The 18,767-nt window shown below is 56.3% G+C and carries 18 protein-coding genes and 1 pseudogene; 15 read left to right on the forward strand and 4 right to left on the reverse strand.

All coding sequences use genetic code 11. The annotated features are described in order from the left end of the window. Positions 1-138: 138 nt before the first annotated feature. Positions 139-1,032, reverse strand: a complete 894-nt coding sequence (locus tag CUC53_RS13235; protein WP_100294593.1) for a LysR substrate-binding domain-containing protein — start codon at positions 1,030-1,032, stop codon at positions 139-141. A gap of 138 nt (positions 1,033-1,170) precedes the next feature. Between CUC53_RS13235 and CUC53_RS13240 the strand changes: the two genes are divergently transcribed. The 12 genes from CUC53_RS13240 to CUC53_RS13295 all read left to right on the forward strand — a co-directional run bounded on the left by CUC53_RS13240 (position 1,171) and on the right by CUC53_RS13295 (position 13,242). Further along, positions 1,171-2,268: a 4-oxalomesaconate tautomerase gene (locus CUC53_RS13240; protein ID WP_100294594.1), complete on the forward strand. Its 1,098-nt coding sequence runs from the start codon at positions 1,171-1,173 to the stop codon at positions 2,266-2,268. Positions 2,269-2,313: 45 nt separating this feature from the next. Next, a complete protein-coding gene (locus CUC53_RS13245; RefSeq protein WP_100294595.1) occupies positions 2,314-3,759 on the forward strand; it encodes an MFS transporter in 1,446 nt (481 codons plus the stop codon). Then, on the forward strand, positions 3,749-4,801 hold the full coding sequence (locus CUC53_RS13250) for an amidohydrolase family protein (RefSeq protein ID WP_100294596.1): 1,053 nt from the start codon (positions 3,749-3,751) through the stop codon (positions 4,799-4,801). The genes CUC53_RS13245 and CUC53_RS13250 overlap by 11 nt, the downstream gene beginning before the upstream one ends. Beyond that, positions 4,785-5,480, forward strand: coding sequence for a 4-carboxy-4-hydroxy-2-oxoadipate aldolase/oxaloacetate decarboxylase (ligK, locus tag CUC53_RS13255; protein WP_100294597.1), 696 nt, complete (start codon positions 4,785-4,787; stop codon positions 5,478-5,480). Before CUC53_RS13250 ends, ligK begins: the two co-directional genes overlap by 17 nt. Before the next feature lie 21 nt (positions 5,481-5,501). Continuing rightward, complete coding sequence (locus CUC53_RS13260; RefSeq protein ID WP_201796764.1) at positions 5,502-6,419, forward strand: amidohydrolase family protein; 918 nt, start codon at positions 5,502-5,504, stop codon at positions 6,417-6,419. 45 nt (positions 6,420-6,464) lie between these two features. After that, positions 6,465-6,899 (forward strand): protocatechuate 4,5-dioxygenase subunit alpha, encoded by a 435-nt coding sequence (ligA, locus tag CUC53_RS13265; RefSeq protein WP_100294599.1) that lies wholly within the window; start codon positions 6,465-6,467, stop codon positions 6,897-6,899. A 2-nt stretch (positions 6,900-6,901) separates the two neighbouring features. Beyond that, positions 6,902-7,759: a class III extradiol dioxygenase subunit beta gene (locus CUC53_RS13270; protein ID WP_100294600.1), complete on the forward strand. Its 858-nt coding sequence runs from the start codon at positions 6,902-6,904 to the stop codon at positions 7,757-7,759. Between the two features lie 25 nt (positions 7,760-7,784). After that, a complete protein-coding gene (locus CUC53_RS13275; RefSeq protein WP_100294601.1) occupies positions 7,785-8,744 on the forward strand; it encodes a Gfo/Idh/MocA family oxidoreductase in 960 nt (319 codons plus the stop codon). 81 nt (positions 8,745-8,825) lie between these two features. Further along, the gene (gene pobA / locus CUC53_RS13280; RefSeq protein WP_100294602.1) at positions 8,826-10,007 is read left to right on the forward strand and encodes a 4-hydroxybenzoate 3-monooxygenase; all 1,182 of its coding nucleotides are present in this window, start codon (positions 8,826-8,828) and stop codon (positions 10,005-10,007) included. A gap of 316 nt (positions 10,008-10,323) precedes the next feature. Further along, positions 10,324-10,647 carry a ComEA family DNA-binding protein gene (locus tag CUC53_RS13285; RefSeq protein ID WP_100294603.1) on the forward strand — a complete coding sequence of 108 codons (324 nt, stop codon included), beginning with the start codon at positions 10,324-10,326 and terminating at the stop codon, positions 10,645-10,647. 97 nt (positions 10,648-10,744) lie between these two features. Next, the gene (gene galU / locus CUC53_RS13290) at positions 10,745-11,656 is read left to right on the forward strand and encodes a UTP--glucose-1-phosphate uridylyltransferase GalU (RefSeq protein ID WP_100294604.1); all 912 of its coding nucleotides are present in this window, start codon (positions 10,745-10,747) and stop codon (positions 11,654-11,656) included. Between the two features lie 212 nt (positions 11,657-11,868). Continuing rightward, positions 11,869-13,242: a peptide MFS transporter gene (locus CUC53_RS13295; protein ID WP_100294605.1), complete on the forward strand. Its 1,374-nt coding sequence runs from the start codon at positions 11,869-11,871 to the stop codon at positions 13,240-13,242. A gap of 166 nt (positions 13,243-13,408) precedes the next feature. Here the strand turns inward: CUC53_RS13295 and CUC53_RS13300 are convergent, their stop codons facing one another. Both CUC53_RS13300 and CUC53_RS13305 read right to left on the reverse strand, forming a co-directional pair. After that, complete coding sequence (locus CUC53_RS13300) at positions 13,409-14,380, reverse strand: response regulator (RefSeq protein WP_100294606.1); 972 nt, start codon at positions 14,378-14,380, stop codon at positions 13,409-13,411. A 133-nt stretch (positions 14,381-14,513) separates the two neighbouring features. After that, entirely contained in the window at positions 14,514-15,929 is a 1,416-nt protein-coding gene (locus CUC53_RS13305) for an SLC13 family permease (protein ID WP_100294610.1), read from the reverse strand. A gap of 207 nt (positions 15,930-16,136) precedes the next feature. Here CUC53_RS13305 and CUC53_RS13310 point away from each other — a divergent pair, with 207 nt between their 5' ends. From CUC53_RS13310 to CUC53_RS13320, 3 genes are read left to right on the forward strand one after another with little or no spacing between them, the layout of a single operon-like run. Then, positions 16,137-16,820: a DnaT-like ssDNA-binding domain-containing protein gene (locus CUC53_RS13310; protein WP_100294607.1), complete on the forward strand. Its 684-nt coding sequence runs from the start codon at positions 16,137-16,139 to the stop codon at positions 16,818-16,820. Continuing rightward, positions 16,813-17,037 carry a hypothetical protein gene (locus tag CUC53_RS13315; protein ID WP_100294608.1) on the forward strand — a complete coding sequence of 75 codons (225 nt, stop codon included), beginning with the start codon at positions 16,813-16,815 and terminating at the stop codon, positions 17,035-17,037. Before CUC53_RS13310 ends, CUC53_RS13315 begins: the two co-directional genes overlap by 8 nt. Beyond that, complete coding sequence (locus CUC53_RS13320) at positions 17,030-17,884, forward strand: DnaA ATPase domain-containing protein (protein WP_100294609.1); 855 nt, start codon at positions 17,030-17,032, stop codon at positions 17,882-17,884. Before CUC53_RS13315 ends, CUC53_RS13320 begins: the two co-directional genes overlap by 8 nt. A gap of 122 nt (positions 17,885-18,006) precedes the next feature. On the opposite strand, the pseudogene CUC53_RS13325 reads toward CUC53_RS13320, so the two are convergent. Continuing rightward, a pseudogene (locus CUC53_RS13325) lies at positions 18,007-18,624 on the reverse strand (HAD-IC family P-type ATPase); the annotation flags it as partial. Positions 18,625-18,767 lie beyond the last annotated feature (143 nt).

Here is an 18,767-nt window from a genome sequence, read left to right on the forward strand (position 1 = left end):
TAGGACACTGCCAGGCACCCAATTTAGATTGAAAAGCCCACTCAACAGAGTGGGCTTTTTGCTATGTACATTTTTTGTCATCTGCGATGGCCTACTCGCTTAGTTTTATCTGCGGTTTTTATTTATTTCTATTTATTATCAATTGGTTAGCCACACTGGAATGTTAGTGCGTAGTAGCGTCATCACTCTTTCTTGCGTAAGGGTAAGTGGGTGCCGGTTGGTGACTGCCATCGTGAGGCGGATCCGTAGGGACGGGCCCGTAATGCTAACCAACGTAAACCGATCTGGGTGACCACAACAACGTAATGCGTTACGTGTCAGCACTGCACATCCTGCACCGTTAGCAACCAGATCCAAGATCGCGCTAATACCATCTATCTCCATCGCAATATGAGGACGCAGCCCTAGCTTGGCCAGCTCGTTCTCAAGGTACATCCGAATAGAATTTGGTCGCTGCGGTATGAGTAGGGGGAGCGTTGCAACCTCCGTGAGGGAGCTAGTCAAGGGCGGCGCTGGTTGCTTGGGCGTGATTAAAAAGAGCTCTTCCTCAAGGAGCTCAATGACTTCCACATCTGAGCTTGCAGGGGTGTTATAGAGCAGGGCTACATCAATACGGCCAGATAATAATGACTCCATCATTGTGCGTGATAGCCCCTCCGCGATGGAGAGGGTGGCATGGGGCAGGCACTGTCGAAATGCAGTGACCAGCGGTACTGCAACCGTATTAAGTAAGCTGGGGGGTAAACCCAGAATCACCTCGCCGGCAGCCGAGCCTTGCACCCGCCCTAACTCTTCCCGCGCTCGGGCGATTTGATGCAAGATCCCACGTCCATGTTCTAGCAGCAGCTTGCCCGACTCGGTGGGGGTTACTCCGCGTCCGTTACGCAGTAACAGGTGTTGTTTGAGCTCCAATTCGAGTAATCGAACTTGGCGGCTAAGTGCGGGCTGAGCCACATCGAGCAAGATGGCTGCCCGGCTAAAACTGCCCAGTTCAGCCACGCGAATAAAATACTCCAGCTGTCGTAATTCCATCTTTTTTCTTGCCTAGTGAGGTGGCTTCAAACGGTTGAGCTATAGCAGTTTGATCTAGCTGATATATCGTTATCGAAATGTTAAGTGTTTGTTAGTAATGTGACAATGCTCCTCAGGTTTTTAGATGAGCAGGCAAACATGCAGACATCCATCCCGACTCTTCTGATGCGTGGCGGCACATCGCGTGGCCCCTTCTTTTTAGAGAGTGACTTGCCTACCGACCCTGCGCTGCGAGATCAGGTACTCTTGGCCGTGATGGGGTCGCCAGACCGACGCCAGATCGATGGTCTTGGCGGTGCCCATCCTCTCACCAGTAAGGTCGGGATCGTCAGGCGCAGTGAGCAACCGGGGATCGATCTCGAATTTCTGTTTGCCCAGCTACAACCTGACGCTGACCGCGTCGATACCTCTCCTAATTGCGGCAACATGCTTGCGGCAGTTGTCCCGTTTGCCCTTGAGCGCGGACTGATTGAGGCACGCGGCGATCTCAGCTGCTATCGGGTGCTGACCAGCAATACCGGGATGGCCTGCGACATTCAGGTCCAGACCCCGGCTGGCACCCTTCGCTATGACGGCACAGCCCACATTGATGGCGTACCAGGTGCCGCCGCTCCCATCAGCATTAACTTTCTCGATACGGCCGGCTCGCTCTGTACGGGGCTGTTGCCTACCGGTCAGGTGAGTGACCGAGTGCTGCTGGCAGAGGGTGATGAGCTGGAGGTGACCTGCATTGATAACGGGATGCCACTGGTGATCCTACGGGCTAGCGACCTCGGGCTAAGCGGTTACGAAAGTGTGGCGGAGCTCAATGACCATCACTCCCTCAAGCGCCGGCTTGAGGCATTGCGGCTGGCTTGTGGCCAGTTGATGGGCCTTGGTGATGTCAGCCAAAAAAACTACCCCAAAATGACCCTGATCGCCGCTCCTCGGGCGGGAGGTAGCCTCAGCACCCGCAGTTTTATCCCCCATGTTTGTCATGACGCGATTGGCGTGCTGGCCGCCGTTACGGTAGCGACCGCGTGTGTGCTGCCTGGCTCGGTTGCGGCTGCGCTTGCCCAGGTGGCCGCTGGGCCATTAAAGCGGGTATCGGTGGAGCATCCGAGTGGTGAGTTTTCCGTTGAGCTGGCGCTGACCAATAGTGTTCCCCCCACCGTGGAGCGAGCGGCCTTGATCCGCACCGCGCGGCTGATCATGCGGGGCGAGGTGATGGTGCCGGCCCAGTTATGGCCGCGTTAACGGCAGGCCGATTCAGCGCAATTGAGATAACACGGAGAGTCTTCGATGAGTGCAAACAAGGTAGAACTACAGGCTTTTATTGATCAGCACCCTTTTTCCCCGTTCCAGTGGCGGGTGTTTGCCCTCTGTTTTGGCATCGTGCTGCTCGATGGTTTTGACACCGCTGCTATTGGCTACGTTGCACCATCACTGCTCAGCGAGTGGGGCTTAAGCAAACCGGATCTCGCGCCTGTGCTCAGTGCCGCCCTGTTTGGCTTAGCCACTGGAGCATTGCTCGCTGGGCCGCTAGCCGACCGGATTGGGCGCAAGCGGGTATTGATTGGCTCGGTACTGCTGTTGGGGCTGTTCTGTCTGGCTTCCTCCTATGCCGCTAGCCTCGACACCTTAGTGGTGCTGCGTTTTGCTACGGGTATTGGGCTCGGGGCGGCGATGCCGTGTGCGGTCACCATGATGAGTGAGTTTGCGCCCACCCAGCGGCGCGCCATGCTGACCAACGCGATGTTTTGCGGTTTTCCATTGGGTGCTGCTCTTGGCGGTTTTCTGGCCTCTTGGCTGATTCCGCTGTGGGGTTGGCGCAGTGTCCTGATGCTAGGCGGCATCGCCCCCCTCCTGCTGGTGTTAGTGCTGATCCTATTGATGCCTGAATCGGTGCGTTACATGGTGAGCCGAGGGGCGGCGTTGGTGCAGATCCGCGCGGTACTGGGTCGCATCTCTCATGCCGCTCACCACCTCACGGAGGTCACGCTGGCAGAGACATCTATTGCCACCGCCGGTCAGCAGCACGGGGTTGCCTTGGTGCTATCGAGCGCTTATCGGATGGGTTCCCTGATGTTATGGCTCAGCTATTTCATGGGCTTGGTGATTTTTTACGCCCTGATCAACTGGATGCCGTTGATGTTCAAGGAAGCAGGGATCGATCCCCAGCAAGCGGTACTGATTGCAGCCCTCTTTCCACTCGGGGGATTAGGGGCCATCGCCTGTGGCTGGTTAATGGATCGCTTCAATGCCGATCGCATCATCGCGGTGGGCTATCTGCTCACCGCCTTGGCTATTTTTGCCATCGGTCAGTCCATCAACCAGCTAGGGCTACTGGTCGTGGTGGTATTTATCGCCGGTAGCTTAATGAATACCGCCCAGTCCTCATTACCGGCCCTTGCCGCCAGTTTTTACCCCACTCAAGGGCGTGCCACCGGCGTGGCATGGATGTTAGGGATCGGCCGTTTTGGTGGCATTGCGGGCTCTTTTTTAGTGGCTGAATTACAGCGCCAGCAGCTTGCGGTGGGTGAGGTGTTTACGGTGCTGGCGGTGCCTGCCCTGCTTGCGGCGGCGGCGCTATTTATCAAGTTGTCCCTTAAGTCACCTGGCCAGTTACCACGTCATGGCGCAGCACCTAGGTCAGAGGATCGGGGGGCTCGCCCTGTGGTGACCTTTGATAACGCTGGGCTGGTGACGGTGCCGTCCACTCGCAAGGAGAAGCCTCATGATCATTGATATACATGGCCATTACACCACGGCCCCTGCATCGCTAGAGCGATGGCGTCAGCGCCAAGTTGCCAATCTAGCCAACCCCGCACAGGGCCCGAGCGTCGCCGAACTGGTGATCAGTGACGACGAGATCCGTGACAGCATCGAGGGCAATCAACTCAAGCTGATGCGAGCGCGCGGGGCAGACCTGACGATCTTCAGCCCGCGCGCGAGTTTTATGGCCCACCATATCGGTGACTTCAACACCAGTGCCACTTGGGCGGCGATCTGCAATGAGCTCTGTTACCGCGTGAGTCAGCTGTTTCCTGATCACTTTATTGGGGCGGCCATGCTCCCCCAATCGCCGGGGGTTGATCCGGCTAGCTGCATTGCTGAGCTGGAACGTTGCGTCAAGGAGTACGGCTTTGTTGGGGTCAACTTGAACCCAGATCCCTCCGGGGGGCACTGGCGTAGTCCACCCCTTTCAGACCGCCACTGGTATCCGCTCTATGAAAAGTTGGTGGAGTATGACTTGCCCGCGATGATCCACGTCTCGACCAGCTGTAACTGTGCGTTTCATACCACTGGGGCCCACTACCTCAATGCCGATACCACTGCCTTTATGCAGTGTTTGACCTCAGATCTGTTTCACGATTTCCCGACCCTTAAGTTCGTGATCCCCCATGGTGGGGGGGCGGTGCCCTATCACTGGGGGCGGTTTCGTGGGTTGGCGCAGGAGCTGAAAAAGCCGCCGTTACGGGAGCACCTGCTGGGCAATATTTTCTTTGATACCTGCGTTTATCACCAGCCGGGCATTGATCTGCTGACCCAAGTGATCCCCGTAGAGAATGTGCTGTTTGCTTCCGAAATGATCGGGGCTGTGCGCGGCATCGATCCAGAGACCGGCCACTACTACGACGACACCAAGCGCTATATCGAGGCGGCAGATCTGACCGCCGAGCAGCGTTATCTCATCTATGAAGGCAATGCGCGGCGGGTTTATCCGCGGCTGGATGCCGCCCTCAACGCCAAAACCGTGCAAGGAGCATGTTATGACACCGTCTCTTAATCAACTGGGGGTGGTGAAGCGCCACATTGTACGTGCCGACCCTGAGGTGGTTGCTCAACTGGCCAACTATGGCGTCGCTACCCTGCACGAAGCGATGGGGCGGGTGGGATTGATGAAGCCGTATCTGCGCCCTGTTTATGCGGGTGCTCGGCTCTGTGGCACGGCCGTCACCATTTTGCTCCAGCCGGGGGACAACTGGATGATGCACGTGGCCGCCGAGCAACTGCAGCCCGGCGATGTGGCGGTCGCGGCCTGTACGGCAGAGTGCGACGACGGCTTCTTTGGCGATCTGCTGGCCACCAGTTTTTTGGCCCAAGGGGCCCGTGGTTTGATCATTGACGCGGGGGTCAGGGATGTTGATGAGCTGGCCAAGATGAACTTTCCGGTCTTTAGCCGAGCCATCAGTGCCAAGGGCACCATCAAGGCCACGCCGGGGTCCGTCAACATTCCGGTGGTGTGTGCTGGGGCCTTGGTACATCCGGGGGATGTGGTGGTGGCCGACAGCGATGGCGTGGTGGTGATCCCTGCTGCCATCGCCGCCCACGTTGCAGAGGCGGCTAAGCAGCGGGAGGCCAATGAAGTCGCCAAGCGAGCTAAGTTGGCTGCCGGGGTGCTGGGGCTGGATATGTATCAAATGCGTGAGTCCCTGACCAAGGCGGGGTTGCGTTACCTCGACTAAGGCGCGCACAAGGAGTGAATAATGGCTAACGACAAGAGCCCAGGTTGGCTGGATTGGCATCCCGCCCCGAGTCGCCCCACTTTTGTTCTGCCCGCTGGGACGGTGGATGCCCACTGCCACGTATTTGGGCCAGGCGCACAATTTCCATATGCCGCTGAGCGGAAGTACACCCCGTGTGATGCCAGCAGTGATCAGCTGTTTGCCTTGCGAGACTGGCTAGGGGTGAGTCGCAACGTCATCGTCCAAGCAACCTGTCATGGCGCGGATAATCGGGCGCTATTAGCGGCCCTGCATCAGAGCGAGGGGCGGGCCCGAGGGGTGGCAACCGTCAGGCGAGAGATCAGCGATGAGGCGCTATTGGCGCTCCATCATGCTGGGGTGCGAGGGGTGCGCTTTAACTTCGTGAAACGCTTGGTTGAGGTCACTTCGCAGGCAGAATTGCGCGAGATTGCTAGCCGGATCGCACCGCTGGGTTGGCATGTGGTGGTCTACTTTGAGGCGGCTGATTTAGCCGAATTATGGGATTTTTTCAGCCAGCTACCGACCATTCTGGTGGTTGACCACATGGGGCGGCCGGATGTAAGTCAGCCGGTTGATGGGGAGGAGTTTGGCCTCTTCTTGCGCTTTATGCAGGAGCATCCGAACGTGTGGAGCAAGGTGAGCTGCCCTGAGCGGTTGAGCGAGTCTGGCCCGTTTGCCTTGGCTGGCGAGCAAGCCGCTTACCAAGATGTGGTGCCGTTTGCGCGCGAGGTCGTGACGCGCTTTCCAGACCGGGTGCTGTGGGGCACTGACTGGCCCCACCCCAATCTCAAGAGTCACATGCCAGATGACGGCCTGCTGGTGGATTTTATCCCCCATATCGCCCCCACCGCCGCCCTGCAGCAGCAGTTGTTGGTGAATAACCCGATGCGCCTCTACTGGCCAGAGCTCGTGCTGTAAGGGTATGAGCGCCAGTATTGCCGGACAATCAAAAGGAACATGGCCATGGCCTTGGACAAACCTTATCTCGATATTCCAGGTACCACGATTTTCGATGCTGAACAGAGCCGTAAAGGGTACTGGCTTAACCAATGTTGCAGCAGCCTGATGAGCGCCAGTAACCGCGCTCGCTTCAAACACGACGAACGGGCTTACCTCGATGAGTGGCCGTTGACTGAACCGCAGAAACTGGCGGTGTTGGCACGGGACCTCAACGAATGTATCCGGCTGGGAGGCAACATCTATTTCTTGGCGCGCATTGGTGCGACCGATGGCCTGACCTTCCAGCAAATGGCAGGCGCCATGACGGGGATGAGCGAGGATGCCTACCGCGCCATGATGCTTGGCGGCGGCCGCTCCATTGAGGGCAATCGTTATCTGGGTGAGGGCGGTGATGCCCAACCGCAGAGTCAGCCATCAACCAATATTCAGCGGAGTTAACCATGGCCCGCATCAGTGCATCGGTTTACTGCTCTCATGTGCCCGCGATCGGGGTTGCTATCGATCAGGGCAAGACCCAGGAGCCCTATTGGCAGCCTCTGTTTAAGGGATTTGAGACCTCGAAAGCGTGGCTAAAGGAACACACGCCAGATGTGATTTTTCTGGTGTACAACGATCACGCCACCGCGTTTAGTCTCGAGTTGATACCCACGTTCGCCTTGGGGATGGCGGCTGAATTTATGCCTGCGGACGAGGGGTGGGGGCCAAGGCCAGTGCCGGTGGTACAGGGTCATCAGGAGCTGGCGAGCCACATTGCTCAGAGTGTGATCCAGCAGGATTTTGACCTGACCTTGGTCAACCAGATGGTGGTGGATCATGGCCTGACCGTACCGCTGTCGTTGATGTTTGGCCAGCCTGCCGCGTGGCCCTGTCAGGTGATCCCGCTCCATGTCAATGTGGTGCAGTATCCCGCACCCAGTGGCCAGCGCTGTTTTCAGCTTGGTCAGGCGATTCGCCGAGCGGTTGAGAGTTTCGATCAGGATCTTAACGTGCAGATATGGGGCACGGGTGGCATGAGTCATCAGTTGCAGGGCGCCCGCGCTGGGCTCATCAACCGAGCGTGGGATAACCAATTTCTTGATCGCTTGATCGCCGACCCGGCGGGGCTTGCCAGCTTGCCCCATGTGGAATACGTCCGCGAGGCTGGCTCTGAAGGTATCGAGCTAGTGATGTGGTTGATTGCCCGTGGTGCCATGGCCGATGTGGCTGGGGGCCCCGCCCCTCGGGTCCATCACCGCTTCTATCATGTGCCAGCGTCGAATACTGGGGTGGGTCACTTGATCCTCGAAAACCCGCGTTAACGTGCCATCAGGAGAGGTAGCCAAAATGAGTCAGAGGATCAGGGTCGCGTTAGCTGGGGCTGGCGCATTTGGTATCAAACATTTGGATGCGATCAAGCAGATTGCTGGGGTGGAGGTGGTGTCACTGGTAGGCCGGACGCAGCAGGCCACCGTGGCGGTGGCCCATCAGTATCAGATCCCTCATGTCACGACCGAGCTAACCGAGGCATTGGCGCTGCCCGAGGTGGATGCGGTGATCCTCTGCACCCCCACCCAGCTACACGCAGAGCAAGCCATCGCTTGCTTGCGGGCGGGCAAACATGTGCAGGTGGAAATCCCGCTTGCCGATAGCATGGCGGGAGCCAATGCCGTGCTGGCTGCTCAGCAACAGAGTGGGCGGGTGGTCATGGTTGGCCATACCCGCCGCTTTAACCCCAGTCACCAGTATGTGCACCGGCAGATCCAAGCTGGGGCCTTCTCGCTGCTGCAGCTCGATGTGCAAACCTACTTTTTGCGGCGCAGCAACATCAATGCGCTGGGTCAGCCCCGCAGCTGGACGGATCACCTGCTGTGGCACCATGCCGCCCATACCGTGGATCTCTTTGCTTACCAATGTGGCTCCCCTATCGTGCAAGCGAATGCAATGCAGGGCCCGCTCCATCCTGAGCTGGGGATCGCGATGGACATGTCAATTCAGCTTAAGGCTGCCAACGGAGCCATTGGTACCTTGAGCCTGTCATTCAACAACGACGGGCCGTTGGGCAGCTTCTTTCGATATATCGGGGATAGTGCCACTTACCTTGCTCGCTATGACGATCTCTTCACTGGCCATGATCAGCAGATCGATGTATCGGCAGTGGATGTGTCGCTCAATGGCATTGAGCTACAAGATCGCGAATTTTTTGCTGCGATCAGGGAGGGACGTGAACCGAATGGCTCGTTGGCGCAGGTGTTGCCTTGCTACCAGATCTTGGCCCAGCTCGAACAGCAGCTTACTGCTCGTTAAGAGCGATCTATCTGCCCCTTGTGCCTAGCCATCGCATCGGCGACAAGGGACCACCTGTCACTCAGGGAGAAGGAGTCACACATGAAAACCTCGGTAGCCATCATAGGGGCAGGCCCTTCTGGCCTGCTGCTTGGGCAGCTGTTACAGCAGGCGGGTATTGATAACGTTATTTTAGAAAAACAGTCCCCCGATTATGTGCTGGGCCGGATCCGCGCCGGGGTCTTGGAACAGGGCATGGTCAAGCTGATGCGAGAAGCAGGGGTAGCCGATCGTCTAGATCGAGAAGGGCTGATCCACGAGGGGATCGAACTTATCTATCAGGGCAAACGTACTCGCATCGATCTCAAAGGGATCAGCGGTGAGAGTGTGGTGGTGTACGGCCAAACGGAAGTCACCCGCGACTTGATGGCGGCCAGAGCGAAGAGCGGTGCCCCGATCTTCTATCAGGCCCAGGATGTGGCACTGCATCAGGTTGATGGTGCGCAGCCGTATGTCACCTTTTCCCACGCCGGCCAAGCGATGCGGCTGGAGTGTGATTACATTGCGGGGTGTGATGGTTTTCACGGCGTGTCGCGCAGCGCGATTCCCGCTGAGCGTTTGACCCACTTTGAACGGGTTTATCCATTTGGTTGGCTTGGGTTGCTCTGTGATACGCCGCCGGTGAGTGAGGAGCTGATCTATGCCCAGCATGAGCGGGGCTTCGTCTTGTGTAGTCAGCGCTCCCCTACCCGCAGTCGTTACTATTTGCAGGTGCCACTGAGCGATAAGGTGGAGGAGTGGTCTGATGAACGTTTCTGGGCCGAGCTCAAACGCCGCTTACCACAAGAGGTGGCTAGCCGTTTGGTGACGGGGCCGTCGCTGGAGAAGAGCATTGCTCCGTTACGCAGCTATGTGGTGGAGCCGATGCAATATGGCCGTCTGTTTCTGGTCGGGGATGCGGCCCATATTGTCCCGCCAACGGGGGCCAAGGGGCTGAATTTGGCCGCCAGTGATGTCAACACGCTCTATCGAATCTTGCTCAAGGTGTACCGTGAAGGGAGGACGGATCTTCTCACTCGCTACTCCACGATTGCCCTGCGCCGGATCTGGAAGGCAGAGCGATTCTCTTGGTTTATGACCAATCTGCTCCATGAGTTTCCGGAGGCGAACCCGTTTGATCAGCGGATGCAGCAAACCGAGTATGACTATTTCACCAGCTCGGCGGCCGGACTTGAGACGCTGGCGGAGAACTATGTTGGGTTGGCGTACGATGAGGTCTGCTAGACGAGTCGGTCTGGCTTCGTCACTCAGTAAGCTGCGGTGTCTGGGTTGATATGTCGCGATGGCGCGCGTTTATGCCCGCTCACTGATGGCAGTGAGCGGGCAGTTGCCCCCCCTGTTTGTCAGGCAAAGAGAGGGGAGAGGCGCGAGTAATCTTGCAGCGCTTGTTTAAAATTCAAATAATATCAATGGGTTGTAACTCCCTCTTTAAATGTATAGCAAACGAATCCCATTGCTGCGCCTGTCAGTATTGACACCTCTCAGTTAGCGTAATTTGGTTAACTATCAATTGCGCTAATAACCATATGGAGATGCTCAAATGCGTAAATCTACCCTGTCCCTCATCCTGTTACTGGCAAGCTTGCCACTGTTCGTTCAGCCCGCTTTTGCTACTGCCGATAAAGCGGTATCCAAGCCGGCCGCTGCCGCTGTGCTGGCCCAAGAGAGTGGCAAGCTGGACATTAATGCGGCCACCTTGGTGGAGTTGATGACCCTCAAGGGGATCGGTGAGAAAAAGGCCCAAGCCATTGTCGACTACCGTGAAAAGCAGGGCAAATTCACCTCGGTTGATCAGCTGGCGGATGTCAATGGCATTGGCCCAGTGACCATCGAGGCCAACCGAGATTTGATTGTGGTCAAATAATGTCGAACCACGTTGTGACAAATGGGGCAGCCGGTGGCTGCCCCATTTTTCTTCGGGTATCATGGCGCCACGTCTTTATCCCGCTGGATACCTCCCCATGAAAAAAACACCTTCTGTTGTTCGCAAGGCCGTGCTACCTGTTGCTGGCCTAGGCACCCGCATGTTGCCGGCTACCAAGGCGATTCCAAAAGAGATGCTGCCTGTCGTCGATAAACCGCTGATCCAATATGTGGTGCGCGAGGCCATCGCCGCGGGGATCAAAGAAATTGTGTTGGTGACTCACTCCAGTAAAAACTCCATCGAAAACCATTTCGATAAAAGTTTTGAACTAGAAGCGACCCTCGAAAAGCGGGTTAAGCGCCAGCTGTTAGAAGAAGTGCAGCAGATTTGTCCAAAAGACGTCACCATCATGCACATCCGTCAGGGCGAAGCCAAAGGGCTGGGCCATGCGGTGTTGTGTGCACGGCCATTGATTGGCGATAACCCCTTCGCCGTGCTGTTACCAGACGTCTTGATCGATGAGGTGGCCAGCGACCTCAAGCAGGATAACTTGGCAGAAATGGTACGGATGTTCGAAGAGAACCAGATCAGCCAGATCATGGTGGAAGCGGTGCCTGAGAGCGAGGTCGATAAATACGGCGTTGCGGACATCAAAGGGGAAGCCTTAAGCGAGGGGATGTCGCTACCGATGCAAGCCATCGTTGAGAAGCCGCCCCGTGAAGAGGCCCCTTCTAACTTGGCGGTCGTCGGTCGTTACGTACTCTCTTCCAATATTTGGCCGCTGCTGGAAAAAACCCCGTCTGGAGCGGGTGATGAAATTCAGCTAACCGATGCCATTGCCATGTTGATGGAACATGAGCAGGTCAATGCCTACTTCATGAAAGGTAAAAGCCACGATTGTGGTAGCAAGCTGGGTTATATGAAGGCCAATGTGGTGTACGCCGCACGGCATGGTGAGCTGCAAGAAGAATTCATCGATTGGTTGAAGCAATTTACCAAACAGTTGTAATGGCTGAATAAATAAATTTATCTAGCATTTTTAAAGGGATATCTAGTGATATCCCTTTTTCATTTAACCAACACAAATACAATATATAAAGAACAAAAATGATATAAATCATAACGTTGTAATTTAACTACGTATAAACTATAAAGCCTTAAGCGTATTTTCGCAGTTTTATAAAAATCTTTAAAAAAGATAAAATACAGGTGGAAGTTTTCATGAATAACCCGTCGAAAGGGACCTTTTTAGGTCACCCTAAAGGACTCTTTTTGCTCTTTGGTACTGAGCTGTGGGAACGATTCTCCTATTACGGCATGCGCGCCGTATTAGTGCTTTATCTGACTGATTTGACTGCTAATGGTGGTCTGGGCTGGACACAAGCCGATGCACTCAAGCTCTATGGTATTTATACCGGTCTGATTTATATCACCCCGTTGATCGGGGGATGGCTTGCTGACACCTTCCTCGGCCAGCGTCGTGCCATCTTGATCGGGGCGGTGCTGATGGCCGCAGGCCAGTTTACGCTGGCGTTGCCCCACGCGGTGCTGCCCGATATGGTGCAGACCCTGTTTTATGCGGGGCTGGGCCTGCTCATTGCGGGCAATGGCCTGTTCAAACCGAATATCTCCACCATGGTGGGTGACCTCTATCAAGAGGGGGATCACCGGCGTGATGGGGCCTTCACCATCTTCTATATGGGGATCAATCTGGGCTCTTTGTTAGCTGGGGTTATCTGTGGCGCGGCAGCAACAGCGTATGGTTGGCAGGCTGCGTTTGTCGGGGCGGGGATCGGGATGCTGCTCTCATTGGTGATACAAGCCACCCTGGCCCAGCGCTTTTTAGGAGAGATTGGCCGCGTGCCTGCGGCCCAACGGGCGGCAGCGCTGCGCACGCAAGCCCAAAAAGCACCGCTGACCAAGGTGGAGGTGGATCGCATTAAGGTGATCTTGATTCTGGGGCTGTTCACTATCATTTTTTGGGCCGGTTTTGAACAAGCTGGTGGCCTGATGAATCTCTATACCCAAGAGTATACCGACCGGATGATCGGCAGCTTTGAAGTGCCGACCGCGTGGTTCCAGTCGCTCAATCCGTTCTTCATCATTACCTTGGCGCCCGTGGTGGCGGCTATCTGGATCAAGCTAGGGCAACGCGAGCCCAATTCACCCGTCAAATTTGCCATGGGTCTGCTGTTTCTGGCGGTCGGCTTTCTGTTTATGGTCGGTGCTGTGCTGGAACAAGGAGGCGACCCCAGCGTGAAGACGTCGATGTTCTGGCTGGTGGGCGCGTACCTGTTTCATACCCTAGGTGAGCTCTGCCTCTCCCCGATTGGCCTGTCGATGGTCACCAAACTAGCACCGCTGCGGTTGGCCTCGCTGATGATGGGGGCGTGGTTTGGTTTCGTGGCTCTTGCTAACTACATTGCCGGTTTCATTGGCTCTTTTGTGGGGGCCTCTGGCCCGATTGCGATTTTTGGTGGCATTGCCGTCGCGGCCGTCGCCAGCGCTTTGCTGCTACTGACCATGGCAAACCGCTTGGTCTATTGGATGCATGGAGCTGAAGGCCCTGCGGCTGAGGAGCCAGTTCGCTCGTAACGCTCAGGGATATGTGGTGTTGCGCTTAGCCGTGCAGCCAAGGCCACGGCGGCGGCAAGTGCGAACTAGCCCATGAACAGAGTGCCAGTTAGGTTTCTCCGACTGGCATTCATCGTTTGGTTGCCTGTTGATGATCAGATGTCCACGACTAATCAGATCAACGGGTTCAATGGTGGCGTACCTGCATACGCAACATGCTGCCACTCTCACTGTGAAATTGCAGTTCGAAGGGCTCATGCCAGCTGCGCTTATGTAACTTGTAGTGGCTGTTGGGTAATAACCCGATGGGTAACCCTCCCGAGCGCATCAACCAGTGGGGTGAGGTCATGCCAGCATTGGCGAACAATAGGCCATCCTCTTGATCAAAGAGCAGTGCCGCCATGGCAAAGGAGTGACGAACGCCAGAGTCAATTAACTGATGGTTGAGGTAGTCGAGTAGCCGATGGGGCTGACTCAACAAATAGCTTTCCTGGCGCTGAAACTGGCGGTAGGGAATATTCATCAAAGTACGCACCAAGCTGCCACAAAACGCGGCATCTGGGCCCATGATGGGCAGTTCCATCACCAGCACCAGCAGCTTATCTTCGACTTTAAAGGTATCGGGAATAAACAGTTGCCCCAAGCCTTTGAACGTGACCTGCCAAGGACCCCACTCTTGTATCCCCGGCGCTTTGAGCCCAGCTAATAAGCGGCTGGCGGCTAAGTCATGGGCCCGAAAAAATTCAATGTGACTCATCAGCTCCAGCTGCGGGGCGACCCGGGTGTTGGTGCCAAGGTGTTGGGCGATGCTGCGGTCGATCTGGGTGTAATCGTCGATGGGCTTGAGCAGATAGTCCCGTGCGCCCGCCCGTAATGCACGGGTGACGACCTCCATGGTGCTCTGTGCGGAAATCACGATTACTGGCAGTTGTGGATAGCGTGCCGCCAGACAGGCAATGACCTCATGGCCATCCATGTTGGGCATATTGAGGTCACACAGCACCACATCCGGTTGGTAAAGGGCCGCAGCGGAAAGCCCTTCAATACCATCTTCGGCTTGGAACACGGTCACTCCGTCTCGTGTCAGATAGTCCACAAGAGAGTGGCGAAAAGCGGCCTCATCCTCTACTACCAGAATCCGTAGTTCGGGGTCTGACATATTGACAAAACTCTTATTAGTCAACTGGTTATTTAAGCTTTAACACTAGCTCAATCAGCGAAAAAGAGAAAAAGAGAAAAGCCAAGTGATCTAATAAGATGATTATTTACCATCGATTAATGTGATCGAGTTATCAAGATAAGAATCCCACCCCCTTCAACAGAGCCACCATCCCGAGGCAAAGTACGAAGCCAACCGCCCCACAAATAACCCCAACCAGTGCCATTTGGCGGGTGTCGACATGGCCACTGGCGTGGGTGAGCGCGTTGGGTGGCGTGCTGATCGGTAATGCCATCCCGAGGCTGGCGGCAAAGGTGACGCTTAAGATCAGGCCCATGCTACCACCCACTGAACTCAGATCGAGGCTAGCGCCGAGCGCCGCCACCATCGGCAGTAGTAAGTTGGCGCTGGCGGTGTGGCTCATAAAATTGGCCATCAGCAAGCAGAGGGCGGTGACGCCGATCAGGATGGTGATGGGTGACCACTGGCTAAACGGAATCGCCTGCACCAAGCTTGCTGCCAGCCCTGATTTCTCCAAGCCCATGCCCAGTGCGATCCCCCCCGAAACCAGCCAAAGCACATCCCACGAGACTTTCTTTAAATCCTCTTTAGTGATCACCTGAGTCACCAAGAAGATGGTCACTGGCACCAGTCCTACCGAGTAGGAGTTAATGCCATGCCAATCGCCCGTCAGCCACAGGCCAATGGTGAGAATGAAGGTGGCATAAACCAGCAGTGCTTTGGGAGTGGTGAGAAAGCGCCCTTGAATATCGAGGCTGATCCGCTGTTGTGTACATGGGAATAAGCGGGTCAACAGTAGCCAACTAAAGCCCAGCATGACCACCACAAAGGGCACGCCGAAGCTCATCCACTCGCCGAAACTGATGCTGTCATTCCCCACCAGATATTTCAGGGCCACCGCATTCGGCGGGGTACCAATGGGGGTGCCCATCCCCCCCAGATTGGCGGCCACTGGAATGGCCAAGGCAAAGGCCACTCGACCTGGGTCTTTGGGGTCCAGCAGCGCCAGCACGGGGGTGAGGATCGAGAGCATCATGGCGGTCGTGGCGGTGTTGCTCATAAACATGGAGAAGGTCGCGGTGATCCCCATTAAGCCCAAGATCACCATATTGGGATGATGACCGAAGGGGCGCAACATTACCCGCGCCAGATTCATGTCTAAGCGGTACTTGGTGGCGGCAATAGCCAGAAAAAAACCACCCAAAAACAGCATGATAATAGGGGAGGCGAAGGTACTCATCAGATCTTTATAGCTGAGTAAGACGCCAAACTCAGCGGACGGTGTCGATGGTAACCACCCTTTCAATCCACTGTCGGAGACCAGTAGCAGCTCCAGCATGATGATCAGCACCGAGGTTGCAAAGATAGGAATAGGCTCCAGTACCCAGCACAGCGCGGCTAGAGTGAAAATCGCCAGCACCCGTTGTTCCACCACAGTGAAACCCACTAAGCCAAAGCTGTGGGTTGGCAACATCAATATCAACGCCGGTATCAACAAGGGTAAGAGGTACTTCAAGGGCTGGGGCATAATCAGGGTCCATGGGAAGCGGTGGTGCAGTCGTGCAACCAGCTTGCGCCAGCCAAATCGCAAAGTCCGTGAAGGGGATCATACTCCACTCCTTTTACTACCTATCAAGGGGTATATGCTAGCCACCCGATCCTGCAGCTTGGCCATTAATTGTCTGGGGCCCCACCATAGGGGATAATGCAGTGACACTTAGCGATGAAGTAAACCATGACCCCAGCCGAATACAGCGCCCTCGCTCACCCCAGATTGTCCCATCCGGCGCGCACGCTTTACACCTTGCAGCTGCGTCGGTTGGTACTGGAGCATCAGCCAGCGCGGCTTAACTACCCCGAGCTAGGTCGGGCATTAGCAGTGGTTGACCCCAGTGACCCCAGCGGCTTTTCGTTTCAGGTGACCGCGCGCCAGTTGACGGAGCTGTTTGATGAGCTGATGGAGGCGGGGCTGCTACACGTTGAGGTAGTGGCAGAGAGTGAGCACTACCACCAATGCTCATTTCAGTTGCCGCTGTTGACTCAGAAGGTGCGTAGCCCACTGCCGGAGCGCCCTTTTCAGATGCACCTGCAGTGGCGACCCGATGAGGAACTGCCCGCCTTGGCTCGTTTATGTGGGGTGTTGGATGCCAGTTACCATGAAGAGGAGCTGGGGGAGTTTATCGCCTATTGGTTGGGTCGCCCCGAGGTGTTTGACTCGCAGCATCAATGGATGCTCAAGTTTATCCGTACCCTGAAAACCCGCCGCTATGTGCGGCGCCAACCGATGGTGGAGCAGGGTTACCAACAGGTCACCGCTGCCCCCGCAGAGGCAGGGCCGAGCAAACGGGCCCAGCAGATGATCGAAGAGGCCAAACGGCTGGCGCAGATGTCAGCCAAACAGGAGCCGGATAATGATTGATAGCCTCCCCTCGCTGCAGGCACACTTAGTACCGATCCCATTAGGCTATTTAGCGAACCATGTTGGCCCTGCTGCATGCTCGTCATCCTCAGGTACTGCGCATATGCTGCCGGTGATGCGAGTCCAAGCGGGCCGCGCCAATCACGCCTACTGGGATAGGTTGTTAGCCCCAGCTAGCCTATTCCTGCCCACCGCAGAAGGAACCCGCCATGACTGATCCCCATGATCCCCTGCGCCAAGCGCTGGCCGAGGTCGACGCTAAGCGTCAGCAGATCGCCAAAGCCAAGCAGGACAAACGCGCCCATGACCCAGCGTTGAGTCAGCACGTCGGGGGGCTCTTGGAGCGTATTCGTCGTTTGCAGGCCCAGACCGGCGGCAGTCAGTACGACTATGAAACCCTGCGCCAAGAGTACGACGCCAAAGCTAATGCCGAGGTACGCGAACTACAAAAAACGGCGCGCCAAGAACGGATCCAGAAGCTGATTGCCCAAGCCGATCTCAACCCTGACTGGGTGTTTAGCAAAATGGATGCAAGCGATCCGACCTTGCAATACCCCATGGAGACCGCCCGTTACTTCATCAGTGGTTTTGAACATTGGGAAAAAAGCGGCGGTGGTTGCATGTTGATTTATGGTGACTACGGTACCGGTAAGTCAACCTTAGCGGGCGCCGTGGCCCATGAGCTGATCGCGTTGCACCAGAAGTCGGTGATTTTCCAGCAGTGGGCATCCATCGTTGATCGGCTGTTTTTCAACGTGATCCCCGATCAAGATGAGCGCAATCAGTATCGTCGGGCACTGGAAGAGGTGGACTTGTTGATCATCGACGAGTTGGCGGCCAACCGGGCCAAAATGGCGGAGAGCCAGTCCAGCTTCCTTGGCCACTTGCTACGCCGGCGCCGTAACTTGTCAAAAAGCGTCATTATTATCACCAACCACAGCCCACAGAGCCTGCATCAAGCGATTGGTGATTTCAGTTATGAGGCGATCAAAGCGTTTAATCCGGTGGATATTCAGTTAAGTGGGCCCAGCCGCCGACCAAGTATCGGTAACTACCAAGGGTAATGGCACAAACCACCCACAACGTAAAAAGGCCCTTATCAGGCCTTTTTACGTTGTAACGAGCAGGGCTCTGATCTCGAACCGCCCTGCTGCTGTCCATTGAGGTAGGTCTGCTCGGTAGCTGGTCAGCGCTTGCGCAGCAGGCGCAGCGCATTGGCTGTCACCAGTGCCGTGGCGCCGGTATCCGCTAACACCGCGACCCATAGCCCGGTGATGCCAAACAAGCTGGTGACTAAGAAGATCGCTTTTAGCCCCAACGCTAACGCAATATTTTGGTGGATATTGCTCAGCGCTGCGCGGGACAGCCGGATCATCGCGGCGATGCCGCCGAGCTGATTATGGGTCAGCGCCGCGTCAGCGGTCTCCAGCGCCACATCGGTGCCTCCCCCCATGGCAATACCGATGCTGGCCCGTTTCATGGCGGGCGCATCGTTAATGCCATCACCGATCATGGCGACTTTCTGCACCTTGGCGAGGGCGGCAATTTCCGCCACTTTATCTTCAGGGAGCAGACCCGCCCGAAAGGCCAGCCCCAGTTCACCGGCGATGGCAGCAGCGGCGCGGGGGTTATCCCCAGTGAGCATGATGCCCTGCAACCCTAAGTCCCGCAGTGCTTGCAGCGCTGCCGCTGCATCGGGCCGGATCTGGTCGCGCAGTGCCAACAGGGCCATCGGGGTTGGCTGTTCCGCCACCACTTGGCACAACACCACCACGGTATTGCCTTGTTGCTCCAGCGCCTCAACCTGCGTTTGCTGCTGAGGGCTGAGCGCCGGTCATGGCCAGTGAGCTGCGGGCACTGCCAGGAATGGGGGTCGAGGGGCGCCTCGATGGTGTGTTGTGGCAATTACTGACACCGAGCCGAGTGCCGGCGCTCAGCCCTCAGCAG

Source organism: Aeromonas cavernicola, from assembly GCF_002795305.1.
Taxonomy (GTDB): domain Bacteria; phylum Pseudomonadota; class Gammaproteobacteria; order Enterobacterales; family Aeromonadaceae; genus Aeromonas; species Aeromonas cavernicola.

Excerpts from the sequence above, each read along its gene's own strand:
- CUC53_RS13270 (WP_100294600.1), top strand. The coding sequence starts at position 6,902 with ATGGCCCGCATCAGTGCATCGGTTTACTGCTCTCATGTGCCCGCGATC.
- CUC53_RS13295 (WP_100294605.1), top strand. The coding sequence starts at position 11,869 with ATGAATAACCCGTCGAAAGGGACCTTTTTAGGTCACCCTAAAGGACTC.
- CUC53_RS13240 (WP_100294594.1), top strand. The coding sequence starts at position 1,171 with ATGCAGACATCCATCCCGACTCTTCTGATGCGTGGCGGCACATCGCGT.
- CUC53_RS13320 (WP_100294609.1), top strand. The coding sequence starts at position 17,030 with ATGACTGATCCCCATGATCCCCTGCGCCAAGCGCTGGCCGAGGTCGAC.
- CUC53_RS13250 (WP_100294596.1), top strand. The coding sequence starts at position 3,749 with ATGATCATTGATATACATGGCCATTACACCACGGCCCCTGCATCGCTA.
- CUC53_RS13300 (WP_100294606.1), bottom strand. The coding sequence starts at position 14,380 with ATGTCAGACCCCGAACTACGGATTCTGGTAGTAGAGGATGAGGCCGCT.
- CUC53_RS13260 (WP_201796764.1), top strand. The coding sequence starts at position 5,502 with ATGGCTAACGACAAGAGCCCAGGTTGGCTGGATTGGCATCCCGCCCCG.
- CUC53_RS13315 (WP_100294608.1), top strand. The coding sequence starts at position 16,813 with ATGATTGATAGCCTCCCCTCGCTGCAGGCACACTTAGTACCGATCCCA.
- ligA (WP_100294599.1), top strand. The coding sequence starts at position 6,465 with ATGGCCTTGGACAAACCTTATCTCGATATTCCAGGTACCACGATTTTC.
- ligK (WP_100294597.1), top strand. The coding sequence starts at position 4,785 with ATGACACCGTCTCTTAATCAACTGGGGGTGGTGAAGCGCCACATTGTA.
- CUC53_RS13275 (WP_100294601.1), top strand. The coding sequence starts at position 7,785 with ATGAGTCAGAGGATCAGGGTCGCGTTAGCTGGGGCTGGCGCATTTGGT.
- CUC53_RS13305 (WP_100294610.1), bottom strand. The coding sequence starts at position 15,929 with ATGCCCCAGCCCTTGAAGTACCTCTTACCCTTGTTGATACCGGCGTTG.
- CUC53_RS13245 (WP_100294595.1), top strand. The coding sequence starts at position 2,314 with ATGAGTGCAAACAAGGTAGAACTACAGGCTTTTATTGATCAGCACCCT.
- pobA (WP_100294602.1), top strand. The coding sequence starts at position 8,826 with ATGAAAACCTCGGTAGCCATCATAGGGGCAGGCCCTTCTGGCCTGCTG.
- CUC53_RS13235 (WP_100294593.1), bottom strand. The coding sequence starts at position 1,032 with ATGGAATTACGACAGCTGGAGTATTTTATTCGCGTGGCTGAACTGGGC.
- CUC53_RS13285 (WP_100294603.1), top strand. The coding sequence starts at position 10,324 with ATGCGTAAATCTACCCTGTCCCTCATCCTGTTACTGGCAAGCTTGCCA.
- CUC53_RS13310 (WP_100294607.1), top strand. The coding sequence starts at position 16,137 with ATGACCCCAGCCGAATACAGCGCCCTCGCTCACCCCAGATTGTCCCAT.
- galU (WP_100294604.1), top strand. The coding sequence starts at position 10,745 with ATGAAAAAAACACCTTCTGTTGTTCGCAAGGCCGTGCTACCTGTTGCT.